The 14,407-nt window shown below is 70.0% G+C and carries 12 protein-coding genes and 2 tRNA genes; 4 read left to right on the forward strand and 10 right to left on the reverse strand.

Annotation, left to right across the window (positions count from 1 at the left end):
* Positions 1 to 18: 18 nt before the first annotated feature.
* The 3 genes from ACWFRU_RS03630 to ACWFRU_RS03640 form a co-directional block, all read right to left on the reverse strand.
* Positions 19 to 624 (reverse strand): ATP-dependent Clp protease proteolytic subunit, encoded by a 606-nt coding sequence (locus tag ACWFRU_RS03630; RefSeq protein WP_190080566.1) that lies wholly within the window; start codon positions 622 to 624, stop codon positions 19 to 21.
* A 426-nt stretch (positions 625 to 1,050) separates the two neighbouring features.
* The gene (gene tig, locus ACWFRU_RS03635; protein WP_453684225.1) at positions 1,051 to 2,439 is read right to left on the reverse strand and encodes a trigger factor; all 1,389 of its coding nucleotides are present in this window, start codon (positions 2,437 to 2,439) and stop codon (positions 1,051 to 1,053) included.
* Between the two features lie 126 nt (positions 2,440 to 2,565).
* Positions 2,566 to 2,642 (reverse strand) — tRNA-Pro (locus tag ACWFRU_RS03640).
* A 159-nt stretch (positions 2,643 to 2,801) separates the two neighbouring features.
* Here ACWFRU_RS03640 and ACWFRU_RS03645 point away from each other — a divergent pair.
* Positions 2,802 to 2,872, forward strand: a tRNA-Gly gene (locus ACWFRU_RS03645).
* Positions 2,873 to 2,999: 127 nt separating this feature from the next.
* On the opposite strand, the gene ACWFRU_RS03650 is transcribed toward ACWFRU_RS03645, so the two are convergent.
* A complete protein-coding gene (locus ACWFRU_RS03650) occupies positions 3,000 to 3,194 on the reverse strand; it encodes a hypothetical protein (RefSeq protein ID WP_160505028.1) in 195 nt (64 codons plus the stop codon).
* Between the two features lie 630 nt (positions 3,195 to 3,824).
* Between ACWFRU_RS03650 and ACWFRU_RS03655 the strand changes: the two genes are divergently transcribed.
* Positions 3,825 to 5,087 carry an acyltransferase family protein gene (locus ACWFRU_RS03655; RefSeq protein ID WP_453684226.1) on the forward strand — a complete coding sequence of 421 codons (1,263 nt, stop codon included), beginning with the start codon at positions 3,825 to 3,827 and terminating at the stop codon, positions 5,085 to 5,087.
* Between the two features lie 4 nt (positions 5,088 to 5,091).
* Here the strand turns inward: ACWFRU_RS03655 and ACWFRU_RS03660 are convergent, their stop codons facing one another.
* The 3 genes from ACWFRU_RS03660 to ACWFRU_RS03670 form a co-directional block, all read right to left on the reverse strand.
* The gene (locus tag ACWFRU_RS03660) at positions 5,092 to 5,556 is read right to left on the reverse strand and encodes an HD domain-containing protein (protein WP_453684228.1); all 465 of its coding nucleotides are present in this window, start codon (positions 5,554 to 5,556) and stop codon (positions 5,092 to 5,094) included.
* Between the two features lie 95 nt (positions 5,557 to 5,651).
* Positions 5,652 to 8,117 carry an FtsX-like permease family protein gene (locus ACWFRU_RS03665; RefSeq protein ID WP_453684230.1) on the reverse strand — a complete coding sequence of 822 codons (2,466 nt, stop codon included), beginning with the start codon at positions 8,115 to 8,117 and terminating at the stop codon, positions 5,652 to 5,654.
* A 41-nt stretch (positions 8,118 to 8,158) separates the two neighbouring features.
* Positions 8,159 to 8,989 (reverse strand): ABC transporter ATP-binding protein, encoded by an 831-nt coding sequence (locus ACWFRU_RS03670; protein ID WP_453684528.1) that lies wholly within the window; start codon positions 8,987 to 8,989, stop codon positions 8,159 to 8,161.
* Between the two features lie 260 nt (positions 8,990 to 9,249).
* Between ACWFRU_RS03670 and ACWFRU_RS03675 the strand changes: the two genes are divergently transcribed.
* A complete protein-coding gene (locus ACWFRU_RS03675) occupies positions 9,250 to 10,431 on the forward strand; it encodes a cation:proton antiporter (protein ID WP_363211204.1) in 1,182 nt (393 codons plus the stop codon).
* On the opposite strand, the gene ACWFRU_RS03680 is transcribed toward ACWFRU_RS03675, so the two are convergent.
* Positions 10,417 to 11,577, reverse strand: coding sequence for a PP2C family protein-serine/threonine phosphatase (locus ACWFRU_RS03680; protein WP_453684233.1), 1,161 nt, complete (start codon positions 11,575 to 11,577; stop codon positions 10,417 to 10,419). The genes ACWFRU_RS03675 and ACWFRU_RS03680 overlap by 15 nt on opposite strands.
* Positions 11,578 to 11,706: 129 nt before the next feature.
* Between ACWFRU_RS03680 and ACWFRU_RS03685 the strand changes: the two genes are divergently transcribed.
* Positions 11,707 to 12,936 carry a GNAT family N-acetyltransferase gene (locus tag ACWFRU_RS03685; RefSeq protein WP_453684235.1) on the forward strand — a complete coding sequence of 410 codons (1,230 nt, stop codon included), beginning with the start codon at positions 11,707 to 11,709 and terminating at the stop codon, positions 12,934 to 12,936.
* Here the strand turns inward: ACWFRU_RS03685 and ACWFRU_RS03690 are convergent.
* Positions 12,933 to 13,760, reverse strand: a complete 828-nt coding sequence (locus tag ACWFRU_RS03690) for an Fpg/Nei family DNA glycosylase (protein ID WP_453684237.1) — start codon at positions 13,758 to 13,760, stop codon at positions 12,933 to 12,935. The two genes, ACWFRU_RS03685 and ACWFRU_RS03690, sit on opposite strands and share 4 nt — an antisense overlap.
* Positions 13,761 to 13,886: 126 nt before the next feature.
* Positions 13,887 to 14,372, reverse strand: coding sequence for a ribose-5-phosphate isomerase (locus tag ACWFRU_RS03695; RefSeq protein ID WP_453684238.1), 486 nt, complete (start codon positions 14,370 to 14,372; stop codon positions 13,887 to 13,889).
* Between the last annotated feature and the right edge of the window lie 35 nt (positions 14,373 to 14,407).

Genomic DNA, 14,407 nt, shown 5'->3' on the forward strand with positions numbered 1-14,407 from the left:
AGGGCTGAGCGGTGAGGCTCAGGCTCCGGTGCCGCCGCCGCCCGGCATGCTGGCCGCGTTGGGCATGATGTCGTCGATGAGGCCGTACTCCTTGGCCTCCTGCGGGTCGAACCAGCGGTCGCGGTCCGAGTCGCGGGTGACCTGCTCGACGGTCTGACCCGTGTGGAACGCGGTGAGCTCGGCCATCTTCTTCTTCGTGAGGAGAAGGCGCTCGGCGTGGATCTTGATGTCCGACGCGGAGCCCGCGAGTCCGGCGGAGGGCTGGTGGATCAGGATCTCGGCGTTCGGCAGCGCGAAGCGCTTGCCGGGGGTGCCGGCGCTGAGCAGGAACTGGCCCATCGAGGCCGCCATGCCCATCGCGATCGTCACCACGTCGTTCTGGATGTACTGCATGGTGTCGTAGATCGCCATGCCCGCCGTGATGGATCCACCGGGGCTGTTGATGTAAAGGAAGATGTCCTTGTCCGGCTCTGCGGCAAGGAGCAGCAACTGCGCTGTGATCTTGTTGGCGATGTCGTCGTCCACGGCCTGGCCGAGGAAGATGATCCGCTCGCCGAGCAGCCGGTTGTAGACCTGGTCGCCGAGGCCACCACCGATGGAGGGGTCGCCGGCGGCGGAGGGCATCAGATTCGTCACGTATCCACCTGCTCGTCTTACGACGGCGCCGGGCCGTCTCACGTCTTCTTCTGAGGCTTGGGACCCCGCGTGCTCGCCGCTCCGGGGCGGCTTCGGGGACTCCCCTGCCCTCGTATTCATGGACCCTAACGCTCAGCCCCGTCCGGGGAATCCCGCAAAGGGGACTGTTCGCTGTGAGCGCAGGTTCTGGCGGGGGCGCCTCGTCAGCTGCCGGGGAGTGCCCCGAAGGGGCGCGGGGAACTGCGTGCTCAGCCCCCGCAGGGCCGGCCGCAGTCGCGTCTGCCGCGGTTCGCCCCGCGGCGAGCGCGGCTGATACGTGGTTGCCCGCGCAGTTCCCCGCGCCCCTACGGGGCACGACACGGGCCCCCGGAACCGAGTTCCGGGGGCCCGTCGTGCTTCAGCCGAGCGCAGCGGTCACGCCTCGGTCTTCTCCTCGGCGGCAGCCTCGGCCGGCTCCTCGGAGGAGGCCTCGACCGTCTCGGCGGTCTCGTCCTCGTCGTCGAGGTCCACGACCTCGCCGTTCGTGTCCTTGACCGTCGCGGCCTCCACGACGACCGCGAGGGCCTTGCCGCGGGCGACCTCGCCGACCAGCATCGGGACCTGGCCGCCTTCGACGACGGCCTGGGCGAACTGGTCGGGGGACATGCCGGAGGACTGCGCGCGACGCATGAGGTGCTCGGTGAGCTCCTCCTGGTTCACGTTCAGCTTCTCCTTGTTGACGAGCTCGTCGAGGACGAACTGCGTCTTGATGCCCTTCTCTGCCTGCTCCTTGGTCTCGGCGTCGAACTCTTCCTCGGTCTTGCCCTGGATCTCCAGGTACTTCGCGAGGTCGAGGCCCATCTGGCCGAGCTGGTGGTTCACCAGGTTGTGCTTGCGGGTCTCGATCTCGTCCGCGAGGAGCTTCTCGGGGACCGGGACCTCGACCAGCTCGAGCAGCTTCTCCAGGACGCGCTCCTGGGCCTGCGTGGCCTGGTCGTACTGCTTCATGTTCTCGAGGCGCTTGCGGCTGTCCGCCTTGACCTCGTCGAGGGTGTCGAACTCCGACGCGAGCTGCGCGAAGTCGTCGTCGAGCTCCGGCAGCTCACGGGCGGCGACCTGGGTGACCTTGACGGTCACCTCGGACTCCTTGCCCGCGGCCGAGCCGCCCTTGAGCTCGGAGGTGAAGGTGGCCTCGCCACCGGCCTCCAGGCCCTTCACGGCGTCGTCGATGCCCTCGAGGAGCTCGCCGGAGCCGATCGTGTAGGAGACGCCGGACGCGACGCCGTCCTCCAGGACCTCGCCGTCGACCTTGGCCTCCAGGTCGATCGTCACGACGTCGCCGTCCTCGGCGGCACGCTCGACCGGCGAGGTGGACGCGAAGCGCTCACGGAGCTCCTCGACGGCCTTCTCGACGTCCTCGTCGCTGACCTCGACCGCGTCGACCTCGACCTCGATGCCGGAGTAGTCCGGGATCTCGATCGCGGGACGGATGTCGACCTCAGCGGTGAAGTTGAGGGTCTCGTTGTCCTTCAGCTCGGTGATGTCCACCTCGGGCTGGCCCAGGACGTTGAGCTCGGCCTCGTTCACGGCCTCGGTGTAGAACTTCGGGAGCGCGTCGTTGACGGCCTCTTCGAGGACTGCGCCGCGGCCGAACCGCTGGTCGATGACTCGGGCCGGGATCTTGCCCTTGCGGAAGCCCTTCACCGTGACCTGCTGGTTGATCTTCTTGTAGGCCGCGTCGAGGCTGTCCTTGAGCTCCTCGAAGGGCACCTCAACAGTGAGCCGAACCCGGGTCGGGTTCAGGGTCTCCACGGCGCTCTTCACGGTTCGGTCTCCTTGGGGCTGACTTCTTGGGATTGAGCCCGGCTCAGAGACACACGGGCACACAGCTTGCATAGTAACGGCAAGCGGGAGCCGAGCCACAATGCGATCTTGTGAGGGAGATCTTGCTGGTCGGGGTGGCGGGATTTGAACCCACGGCCTTCCGCTCCCAAAGCGGACGCGCTACCAAGCTGCGCCACACCCCGTCGGTGCGACACGTAGGGTACATGCACCCAGGCAGTGCGGCGCCCGCTTAATCGCGAGTACGTACAGGGTGTGCGGACAGGGCGTCCGACCCGCTACGATGCTTGCCGTGCCGCGGTCGCTGACCAGCAGTGTCCTCGACATGCTGCGGCGCGAGCCGTGCGGGTGTAGCTCAATGGTAGAGCCCTAGTCTTCCAAACTAGCTACGCGGGTTCGATTCCCGTCACCCGCTCTGTGGCCTCAGGCCCGGTTCCCCGGAACCGGGCCTGAGGCTTTTTCTGTGCACTCACGGCCCGCGGCGCTCAGGGAGCTCACGGCACTCACGGGCAGCGCGGAGCGCCGCCCGTCCCGGGCCGGCCTCAGAAGCTGATCGAGTTGATGGTCTCGGCCACCTCATTGAGGAAGCGGTTTATGGAGGGGGCCATTCCGGTTGAGGCGAGGAAGAACCCGAAGAGCACCGCGACGATGGCGGGCCCCGCTTTGATCGATCCACCGCGGATCAGCACGATGAGGATGATCGCCAACAGCAACACCACTGACAGCGAAATGGCCACACTGATCACACCCTAGGTCGGTCTCTCCCCGGCCCGGGGGGTACGACCCCGCACACCCCCGCCAGGACCATCGTGCCACCAACACGCCATCCGTATGCGGCCGGTGACACATCGTCGGCCAGGGCCACACACCTCCGGCGCGGGTCCGGCACACGGTGACGCCCTTGGGGCACATGAACGCCGCACCTCCGCACGGCAATTCGAAGGCCGCGCACGACCACTAATTCGGCTTGATCGTTTCCATCGCCACACAACTCGTTCGCCAGAAATTCGAATTGTTGCCGGACCCACACCACCGGCTCCACAAAGACCCAATCAATCGGACATTTCACCAGAGTCGCCTGCGGGCGTTATGCGGCGTTTAAGGGGGATGAGTGGTGACGTACTGGGCATACGACCCGATGTAACTAGGGATGACAGGAGATGAATCTCCATGTCAACTCCGATGATTTTCTGGGTACCCGGACGCAATACCCCTGGTCCGTCTGTGATGGAGAAGGCAGCCGAGTTGGGGGTTTTACGAATACACACAAGCGACGCTAGGGTGCCTCAGATGTTCCACGCTGCCACCATCCCCGCAGGCGCAGTGCGGTCCAGGATCGTCCCACCGAGCTCTTGGTGGGAGGGCCTGTGACGAACTCGGTTCAACCGCACGGCCGCCACCGGGCGCCGCTCCCCCCGGCACATGTGCCCGCGGACGGAGTACCCGGCCCCCGCGCCCCCCAGTCCACGATGGCCGCGACCGTTTCCCACGCCCCGGCCGGCACCACCGCTCGACCCGGTTCCCCGGGCCTCTCCGGCTCCACGGGCCACCCCGGTTCCACGGGCAGACCCGCCCCCACGGGTCAACCCGCCAAGCAGCGCGACGCGTTCTTCGACAACGCCAAGTACCTGGCGATCGTCCTGGTCGCGATGGCGCACGCCTGGGAGCCCCTGACGGACGGCAGCCGCACCGCGGAAGCGCTGTACATGACCGTCTACACCTTCCACATGCCGGCGTTCATCCTCATCTCCGGCTATTTCTCACGCAGCTTCGACATGCGGTCCGACCGGCTCAAGCGCCTGGTGACCGGCGTCGCCGTGCCGTACGTCATCTTCGAGGTCGCGTACACCGTCTTCAAGCGCTACGCGGACGACGATCCGACGCAGCCGATCAGCTTGCTCGACCCCTGGTACCTCACCTGGTTCCTGGTCGCGCTCTTCGTCTGGCGTCTGACGACCCCGCTGTGGAAGCTGGTCCGCTGGCCGCTGCCTCTCGCGCTCGCCATCGCGGTTCTCGCCACGATCTCCCCGGACATCGGCGACGACCTGGACCTGCAGCGCGTGCTGCAGTTCCTGCCCTTCTTCGTGCTCGGCCTGTTCATGAAGCCCGAGCACTTCCAGCTGGTGCGGCGCCGCGAGGTGCGGCTGCTCTCCATCCCGATCTTCGCGAGCGCGCTGCTCCTCGCGTACTGGGCCGGTCCGCGGATGACGTCGGCCTGGTTCTACCGCCGGGACAGCGCGCAGGAGTTGGGTGCGCCGTGGTGGGCCGGTGTCGTGATGACGCTGGCGCTCTTCGGCTGCTCCGCCATCCTGACCGCGTGCTTCTTCGCGTGGGTTCCGCGCCGGAAGATGTGGTTCACGGTGCTCGGCGCCGGCACGCTGTACGGCTACCTGCTGCACGGCTTCCTCGCCAAGGGCTCGCGTTTCTGGGGCTGGTTCGACAACTACGAGTGGATGCACACGCCTGTCGGACAGGTGATCGTGTCGCTGGTGGCCGCGGCGGTGGTGACGCTTCTCTGTACGCCTCCGGTGCAGCGGATGTTCCGCTTCGCCATGGAGCCGAAGATGGAGTGGGCGTTCAAGCGGGACGCCGCCGCGTTGGCCCGGGAACGGGCCAAGGCTTCTTCTTGACGCTTTAACCCTGCGCCTGCTGGATGCCCAGCAGGGCGCGCATGTTGGCGTACTTGGCCGTGAGGCGGGTGCGTGCCGGCCCGTCTAGCTCCGCTAGGCGGGCCGGATCTGCGTTGTGGGCCAGGTCCGCTTCCTTGACGAGGCGGGCGCCGGGGGTTTCGAGGATGCGGGTGGCGTAGGACTCGGGGGGTTCGCCCGCCCTCTTGGTGAGGGCTCGCACGATGTCCTTCGTTTGTGGTGTGAGCGGTGCGTCCTGGAGCCACTCCTCGGTGAGGGCGTTGTCCTCGATGGCGTCGTGGAGCCAGGCCGCGGCGATCTGTTCCGGCGAGCCGCCTCGGGCACGGACTCCGTCCGCCACGGCTTGCAGGTGCTCTGTGTAGGGGCGGCCCGCCTTGTCTGTTTGGGTGGCGTGGGCTTGGCGGGCGATGGCTTCTACCTCGGGGAGGGTGAGGAGGGGGCTGGGGTTCATACGGAGATTCTTTCCCCAACCCCGCCCCTTCCCGAAAACCCGCTCTGGCGCGGGGGCCTTGGGTGCCGTGATCACCGGCTCCGCCGAGTTCGTCCTCAAACGCCGGACGGGCTGGAATTCCTCAGCGCCGCCCTCGCCGGCAAGGCCGTCGCCCCCAGGCCCAAGGCCAGGGTCGCCGCCACGAAGGAGCCGTAGACCAGCGGCGGGATGTACGGCGGCTCGCCCGTCAGGCCGTTCATCATGGGGATCAGCGTTGCCAGCGCGATTGCCGAGCCGATCACGATGCCCGCGCCCGCGACCAGGAGCGCCTCCCACCGCACCATCAGCATCACCTGGCGCCGGGTGGAGCCGATCAGGCGCAGCGTGCCGAGTTCGCGGCGGCGGTCGAGGACCGTCATCACCAGGGTGTTGACCGCGGCGATCGCCGCGAAGCCGCCGAGTACCGCGGCCATCACGGTGTTCGCCCAGGCGTTGACCGCGCGGTCGGTGGACTGTGCGGTGGTGTAGTCGTCGCGGTCCTGGAGGGTGCCGAGGGCGGTCAGGGCCTGCGGGGCCTCGCCCCTGGTCCAGATCTCCGAGGAGAAGGACGAGGTGAGGTGGGCCTTCAAGTCCGCCGCGGGGAGGGTGACTTGAGAGAGGCCGAGGCCCCGGTCGTACGTGGCGACCACCTTCCGGGTCGCCTTCGTGCCGTCGGGCATGCGCAGGGCCAGCCGCTCGCCCGTCGTCACGTGCGCGGAGTCCGCCAGCTTCGCGTCGACGGCGATCTCGCCCTTGCCGAGCGACTTCAGCGTGCCCGAACTGACTCCGAGGTCCTGGACCTTGGCCAGGTCACGGGGCGATCCCGTGATGCCCTGCGTCGACGCCGACTCCAGCCAGCGGTCGCCGCCCGAGCCCACCGGCACCAGGACGGAGGTCTTGAGGAGGCCCACGGCCGAGGTGACTCCGGGTGCCTCCGCGGCCTTCGTGACCCCGGCCGGGGTCACGCCCGCCCCCGACGCCGTCACGATGTGGTCCGCCGTGATGCCCTCGCGCTGCTGGTCGGCCGCCACCCGGTCCTCGCTGGTGTGCATGAAGACGAGAGTGGACGAGAACGCCATCGCCAGGACGATCGGGGTGATCGCCGAGGCCAGCCGGCGCGCGTTCGTACGGGAGTTGGCCGCCGCGAGCGAGGCGGACGCGCCCGCGCCGCGCAGCGGGAGCCCGAACAGGGCCGCGCAGGCGCGGGCGACCAGCGGGCCGAGCAGGGCCACGGCGAGCATGAACAGCATGACGATGCCGAGTGCCACGTTGGCCGCGTCGTCCCCCGTCAGGGAGGAGGCGATCCCGGCGAGGACGCAGCCGCCGACGGCTGCCGCGATCCCCAGGGGCGTACGGATCCAGCCGAAGCGCAGGCGTTCCACGGAGGACTCGCTCAGGGCCTGGCCCGGCCTGATGCGGGAGGGGCGGCGGGCCGCCAGGTAGCCGGAGACCAGTGCGGTGAGCACGGCGACGCCTACGGCCGAGACGAGGGGGATGAAGGAGATGGAGAGGTCGAGGGCCTCGGGGATCGCTCCCTTGTCCTTGAGCTGGCCGAACCACCAGCTTGCCAGGGCGATTCCGGGCAGTACGCCGACCGCTCCCGCGAGGGGCGCCACGAGCAGGGCCTCGGTGGCGATGGTGCGGCGGATCTGCCGGGGTGTCGTGCCGATGGTCCGCAGCAGCGCGTACTCGCGGGCGCGCTGGCCGACGGAGAGCGCCACGGTGCCCGCCGCGGTGAACATGGCGACCATCGCCGCGACGCCGCCGAAGGAGCCGCCGAGGCCGGTCAGCATCTCCTGGGCGTAGGCGACTTCGGAGCCCTCGGCCTCGCTGCGGTCGTCGCCGGTGTGGACGTCGGCCTTGTCGCCGACGGCGTGCGCCACCTGGGACTTGAGGGCGGCGTGCGTGACGCCGTCCTTGGGCAGGACGGCCACGGCGTCGACGCGGCCCGGGTGACCGGAGAGGCGTACGGCGTCGGAGTCGGCGAACCAGGCCGTGGGGGCGCCCTGCTGGGTTCGTACGGTGCCGGAGATCCGGAAGTCGCGCGGACCGTCGGCCGTGGTGAGCGTGGTGTGCTCGCCGACGGCCGCGCCGGGCGCGGCGAGTACGACCTCCCCGGGGTGCGGGGCGCGGCCCGCGGTCAGCTTCTCGCCGGTGAAGGCCGTGGAGCCCCAGCCGTGCGCGGTGACGCCCTTGCCACCGGACTGCACGGGGAAGGTGACGTCCGGGACGGCGGTGCGCGCTCCGGGCACCGAAGCCACCTTCGCCACCAGGGAGTCGTCGATCCGGGCCCGGTCGGGCAGGGGTGTGTGCGACTCGGAGCGGCTGTCACCGCTGCCCGTGACGAAGTGGGCGCGCTGGTCGGCGGCCACCACCACGGGGGCGCCCGCGTACCGGGTGGGCGGCACTGACGCGCGTACACCGGTCTCCAGGAGGATGCCGCAGGCGGACACGATCAGCGCGGCCATCATCAGCGCGACGAACGTGCCCACGAAGGCGGCGGGTTTGAAGCGGATGGCGGCGCGGGCGAGGCCATTGGGCATCAGGGTTCTCCGGAGTCGTGAAAGGGGCAGGGGGCGGGTGGCTAGGCCGCCGCTGTCGCGTACGCCGGGGCCGTGAGCGCCGTCATGCGGGCCGCGATCTGTGCCGCCGACGCCCTCTCCAGCCGGTCCACGATCGCGCCGTCGGCGAGGAACAGCACCCGGTCCGCATAAGCCGCGGCAGCAGGATCGTGGGTGACCATGACGACCGTGGCGCCCATGCCGTCGACGGCCGCGCGCAGCAGCGTGAGGATCTCGGCGGCGGTGGTGGTGTCCAGGGCGCCGGTCGGCTCGTCCGCGAAGATCACGTCCGGGTTCGTGACCAGGGCGCGGGCGATCGCGACGCGCTGCTGCTGGCCGCCGGAGAGCTCGCCGGGGCGGCGCTTGTGCTTGTCGCCGCCGAGGCCCACGCGGTGGAGCAGGTCGGCGGCCCTGCGCCGGTCGGGGCGGTGGCCCGCGAGGCGCATCGGCAGGACGACGTTCTGTTCGACGGTCAGCGAGGGCAGCAGGTTGAAGGCCTGGAAGACGAAGCCGAGGCGGGTGCGGCGCAGCGCGGTCAGCTTGTTCTCGCTCATGGAGGTGATCTCCGTGCCGCCCAGGCGCACGGTGCCCTCGCTGGGCCGGTCGAGTCCGGCCGCGCACTGCAGGAAGGTGGACTTGCCGGAGCCCGAGGGGCCCATGACGGCGGTGAAGCTGCCGCGTTCCAGGGCGAGGTCGATGCCGCTGAGGGCGTGCACGGCGCCCGGCCCCCTGCCGTACCTGCGGCGTACGGCGTGCAGTTCGACGGCCCAGTCGGTGCCGCGGGGGGCCTCGCCGGGCATGGGGGGTACCGCCGCACTGCCCTCGTCGGATCGCCTTTTGCGCCGCAGCCCCATGGCTCCGTCCACCTTCCGTCGGTACGTCCTGATCGATACCTCGAACGTACGGATCCGGGGTGCTGTGGACCATGAGGGTCCCCGGCGGACCGGGGGTGGGGAGAACCCCACCTCTGGGCGCCGAAGACCACTCCAGAAGTCGTTTGGTAAGCTAACTATTGACGCTTTCTTGACGCGCCCTTTGCCATTCATGTGTGAGGGGCGCTTCGCCGACCACCAGGAGGAACGGGCCCATCGGACACGCAGACACCCTGATAGCCATGGGCGGCGCCTTTCTCGCCGCCGCGGTGCTCGCCCGCGTGGGCGGCCGCATCGGACTCCCCACCATTCCGCTCTTCATCCTGGCCGGGATCCTCCTCGGCCCGCACACTCCCGGCGTGGTCCTGCTCTCCGACCCCCACGACCTGGAGATGCTCTCGGCACTCGGCCTGGTGCTGCTGCTCTTCTACCTGGGCCTCGAGTTCCACATGGACGACCTCAAGTCGGGCGGCCGCAAGATGGCCCTCGCCGGAGGGACGTACCTCGCGCTGAACGTCGGCGCGGGCCTCGGCTTCGGATTCGCCCTCGGCTGGGGCACCTCCGAGGCTCTGGTCCTCGCCGGGGTGCTCGGCATCTCGTCGTCCGCGATCGTCACCAAGGTGCTCGTCGACACCGGACGGCTCGGCAATCCGGAGACCAAGCCGATCCTCGGCATCATCGTCGTCGAGGACATCTTCCTCGCGCTCTACCTGGCGGCGCTGCAACCCGTCCTGTCCGGCGCCGACAGCCTCGCGGCGGCCGTCATGGACGGCGGCAAGGCCTTCGGCTTCCTGCTCCTTCTCGCCCTCGTGGCGCGCTTCGGCACGAAGGTCGTCGGGCGGCTCATGGACACCCGGGACGACGAACTGCTCGTCATCTCCTTCCTCGGGGCCGCGGTCTTCGTCGCCGGGGTCTCGGAGTGGTTCGGGGTCGCGGACGCGATCGGCGCGTTCATGGTCGGCCTGATGGTGGGCAGCACGGCGTCCGGCGAGCGCGTCCGCAAGCTGGTGCACCCGCTGCGGGACGCGTTCGGGGCGATCTTCTTCTTCGGCTTCGGCCTCTCGATCGACCCGGGCGACCTGCCCACGGTGCTCTGGCCGGTGCTCGCCGCCGTGGCCGTGACGCTGCTGATGAACGTCCTCGCGGGACTCGGCGCGGCGCGCATCTACGGCTTCGGGGCAGGGCCCGCGGCGAACATCTCCACCACCCTGCTCGCCCGCGGCGAGTTCGCCCTGATCCTGGCGACCATGGCGGCCACCGCGGGCCTCGACGAACGGCTCTCCCCGTTCATCGCGGGGTACGTGCTGCTGCTCGCGGTGCTCGGACCGCTGGCCGCGGGACGCTCGAAGTGGCTGGCCCGCATCCTGCCGGGCGGGCGCGATCCCGTACGCGAGCCGGAGCCCGAGCTGTCAGGCGCCCGCTGACGGCTCCCGGCAGATCAGCAGCAGCGCCCGGTCGTCGTTGACGTCCTTGGCGACCGCCTCGATCAGATGCCACGCGGCGCCGTGGAAGCCGCCCGCCACATAGCGGTCGGCTTCCCCGGTGAGGCGGTCGATGCCCTCGCTGATGTCCCGGTCGGAGGTCTCGACGAGGCCGTCCGTGAACAGCATCAGGACGTCGCCGGGGCGCAGGGAGCCCTTCACCGGGTCGAACTGCGCCCCGTCGTACACCCCGAGGAGCGGTCCCTCGGCGGCCTTCTGCTCCCAGCGGCCGCTGCCCGCGCTGAGCTGGAGGCCTGGCGGGTGGCCCGCGGTGAAGAGTTCGTAGTCGCCGCTCTCCAGGTCGAGGACCAGGTGGATGGAGGTCGCGAAGCCCTCGTCCCAGTCCTGGCGCAGGAGGTAGCCGTTGGCCGCGGTCAGGAACGCGTGCGGCGGGAGCGAGCCGAGCAGGCCGCCGAAGGCTCCCGACAGGAGCAGGGCGCGGGAGCCCGCGTCCATGCCCTTGCCGGAGACGTCGGTGAGGACGACCTCCAGGGTGCGGCCGCCGTTCGTGCGGGCCGCGACCACGAAGTCCCCGGAGAAGGACTGGCCGCCCGCGGGCCGCAGGGCCATCTCCCGGTGCCAGCCGCGGGGCAGCTTCGGCAACTTGCTCTGTACGCGGATACGTTCGCGCAGGTCGAAGAGCATCGTGCCGCCGCCGCGCCACGGCACGCCGACCCTGCTGCGGAACTGCGCGATGATCAGCCCGAAGAAGCCGCAGGCCGCCACGACGAGGACCACTCCGGGCGTGACCCGCGAGTTCCCTTCGGTGTACGGGCCGAGCTGGACGGACTCCACGATGAGCGCGGCGGCGGCCGTCGCGTACAGGCCGAGCAGGCTGGAGGGCCTCAGCAGCAGGCCGCCGGCCACGATGGGCAGGACGAGCGCTGCGGGCGCGCACCAGACGGGGTTGACGATGGTGCCGAAGGTGATCACCGGGATGGTGACGAGCAGGCCGGCGAGCGCGATCCAGTCCGAGCCGTCGCCCCGGAAGTAGTCGACCCCGGATTTGCGCAGCCCTATGCGCGCCCGGTGGATCCGCTTCTTCATCCGGGCTGTAAACGTCTCGGCTTCCGCTCGACTGCCGTCCATTGCTCCCGGACCCTATCCACCGGGCCAGGGACTTCGCACGGGAGGTGCCGGTTGTCCCCCGTCAGGGGCATGCTCCGGGCCCCCGGAAATCCTGTCGCTCCGCCCGCTTCTCCCTGGTAGGCATGGCATATGACGACGGAATTGCGGGAGTTGCGCCAGGAAGACTGGGACGAGTACTACGGCACGCTGGAGCTCGCCTTCGGTGGCGTCGCCGAGGCCAGGGAGGAGCATGAGCTCTGGAACGCCCTGACCGAGTTCGACCGCTTCATCGGCACCTGGGAGGGCGGGACCTGCGTCGGCACCACGGGAGCGTTCAGCTTCCGCCTCTCCGTGCCGGGCGGCTCCCTGGTGGACGCGGCCGGAGTGACGATGGTCAGCGTCGCGGCGACGCACCGGCGGCGGGGCATCCTGACGTCGATGATGCGGCGCCAGCTCGACGACGTGCGCGCGAAGGGCGAGTGCCTGGCGGTCCTTACGGCCTCCGAGCCCGTCATCTACGGACGGTTCGGGTACGGCGCGGCGACGTTCGCGACGAAGGCCGAGATCGACACCTCACGCGTAAGCCTGTCGGTGCCGGACGGTACGGATGACGTACGCCTTCGGTACGCCAAGCCCGCCGACGTCCACGAGGCGTGCGAGGCGCTGTACGCGCGACGGGTGAGCGAGCGGCCGGGAATGCTGGCCAGGCAGCCCGGCTGGGACCGGCTCGGGCTGCTCGACCCGGAGAGCGAGCGGAACGGTTCGTCACCGCTGCAGTGCGTTCTCGCCGAGCGCGACGGGGAGCTCGTCGGGTACGCACGCTTCCACGTGAAGCCCGAGTGGGACACGGCGGGACCCAACGGCACGGTCCGGCTGCGCGACCTGGAGGCCGAGGACCCCGCCGCGTACGCGGCGCTGTGGCGGTTCCTCTTCGGCATCGACCTGACGTCGACGATCGACGTGCACAACCGCCCGACGGACGACGCGGTGTTCCAGCTCGTCACGGACGTGCGGCGCTGCCGGATGCAGGTGAAGGACTCGCTCCACGTACGTCTGGTGGAGGTGGGCGCCGCCCTCGCGGCACGCACCTACCGGACGCCGGTGAACCTGGTCCTCGACGTGGAGGACGCCTTCTGCCCCTGGAACGCGGGCCGTTGGCGGCTCACGGGCGACCTGAAGGGCGCGACCTGCGAGCGCACGGACGACGACGCCGATCTCGCCCTGTCCGTACGGGACTTGGGCTCGGCCTACCTCGGCGGGGTGTCCCTCACGTCCCTGGCGGCAGCGGGCCGCGTACGGCAACTACGCCCGGGCGCCCTGGCGGAGGCCACCACGGCCTTCGGCTCGGACATCGCCCCGTGGCTGCCGCACGGGTTCTAGCGACGGCGCTTGGGGCGCTGGCACTTCGGGCACCAGAACAGATTGCGGGCGGCGAGATCGGCGGTGCGGATCTCGCCGCCACAGATGTGGCAGGGCATGGTGGCCCTGCGGTACACGTAGACCTCGCCGCCGTGGTCGTCCACGCGCGGCGCGCGGCCCATCGCCTCCGGCGTGTGCTCGGGCCTGACGGTGTCGATGCGGTTGAGGCGTACGCCCTCGCGCATCAGGGCGACCAGGTCGTCCCAGATCGCCGTCCACTGGGCGGGCCGGATGTCCTTGCCCGGGGTGTACGGGTCGATTCTGTGCCGGAAGAGGACCTCGGCGCGGTACACGTTGCCGACGCCCGCGATGACCTTCTGGTCCATGAGGAGCGCGGCGATGGTGGTGCGGCTGCGGGCGATGCGGGCGTAGGCCTCGCCCGGGTCGTCCGCTTCCCGGAGGGGGTCGGGGCCGAGCCGGGCGTGTATCGCCTGCTTCTCCTCGTCCGTGATGAGCGCGCAGGTCGTGGGGCCGCGCAGGTCCACGTACGCGTCCTCGGTGGCGATGCGGAGGCGGACTGTGTCCGTGGGCGGGTTCGCGTTGGCCGCGGTGCCGAAGTTCACCTTGCCGAAGAGGCCGAGGTGGATGTGGACCCAGCCGGTGTCCGCGAAGCCCAGGAAGAGGTGCTTGCCGTGGGCCTCGGCGGTGTCCATCTCCTGCCCGTTCAGGAGGGCGGCGCTGTCGGAGAACTTGCCTTGGGGGCTGGTGATCTTCAGGGGGCCGCGGTCTTGGAAACGGTCCCTGTGGTCAGCTGCCAGCCGGTGGATGGTGTGCCCCTCCGGCACGGGTCCCTCCGGGGGTGGGTGCGGGCAAATCGCCTTGAAGGCTCGTCCTCAAACGCCGGACGGGCTGAAGATCCAGCCCCTCCGGCGTTTGAGGAGCGGGGTCCGGGGCGGAGCCCCGGGACCTCGCTACTGCTGCGGGTGGTGGGCCGGGATGGGGGGCAGGTCGCCCGTCTGCTCGTAGCGCGACAGCATGTCAATGCGGCGGGTGTGGCGCTCCTCACCCGAGTACGGCGTCGACAGGAAGATCTCGACGAACTTCGTCGCCTCCTCCTGCGTGTGCATCCGGCCGCCGATCGACACCACGTTCGCGTCGTTGTGCTCGCGGCCGAGCGCGGCCGTCTGCTCGCTCCAGGCGAGGGCGGCCCGCACCCCCTTCACCTTGTTCGCGGCGATCTGCTCCCCGTTGCCGGAGCCCCCGATCACGATGCCGAGCGACTGGGGGTCCGCCGCCGTCTTCTCCGCGGCGCGGAGGCAGAAGGGGGGGTAGTCGTCCTGGGCGTCATAGATGTGGGGCCCGCAGTCGACGGGCTCGTGGCCGTGGCTCTTGAGCCACTCGACCAGGTGGTTCTTCAGTTCGTAGCCGGCATGATCCGAGCCGAGGTACACGCGCATGCGTCTGAGTGTGGCACGTCGCGAGGCGGGTAGCG

It is taken from the genome of Streptomyces sp. NPDC055099 (assembly GCF_053607685.1).

Excerpts from the sequence above, each read along its gene's own strand:
- ACWFRU_RS03630 (WP_190080566.1), bottom strand. The coding sequence starts at position 624 with ATGCCCTCCGCCGCCGGCGACCCCTCCATCGGTGGTGGCCTCGGCGAC.
- ACWFRU_RS03660 (WP_453684228.1), bottom strand. The coding sequence starts at position 5,556 with ATGAACCCCAGCCCCCTCCTCACCCTCCCCGAGGTAGAAGCCATCGCC.
- ACWFRU_RS03665 (WP_453684230.1), bottom strand. The coding sequence starts at position 8,117 with ATGCCCAATGGCCTCGCCCGCGCCGCCATCCGCTTCAAACCCGCCGCC.
- ACWFRU_RS03670 (WP_453684528.1), bottom strand. The coding sequence starts at position 8,989 with ATGGGGCTGCGGCGCAAAAGGCGATCCGACGAGGGCAGTGCGGCGGTA.
- ACWFRU_RS03675 (WP_363211204.1), top strand. The coding sequence starts at position 9,250 with ATGGGCGGCGCCTTTCTCGCCGCCGCGGTGCTCGCCCGCGTGGGCGGC.
- ACWFRU_RS03680 (WP_453684233.1), bottom strand. The coding sequence starts at position 11,577 with ATGGACGGCAGTCGAGCGGAAGCCGAGACGTTTACAGCCCGGATGAAG.
- ACWFRU_RS03685 (WP_453684235.1), top strand. The coding sequence starts at position 11,707 with ATGACGACGGAATTGCGGGAGTTGCGCCAGGAAGACTGGGACGAGTAC.
- ACWFRU_RS03695 (WP_453684238.1), bottom strand. The coding sequence starts at position 14,372 with ATGCGCGTGTACCTCGGCTCGGATCATGCCGGCTACGAACTGAAGAAC.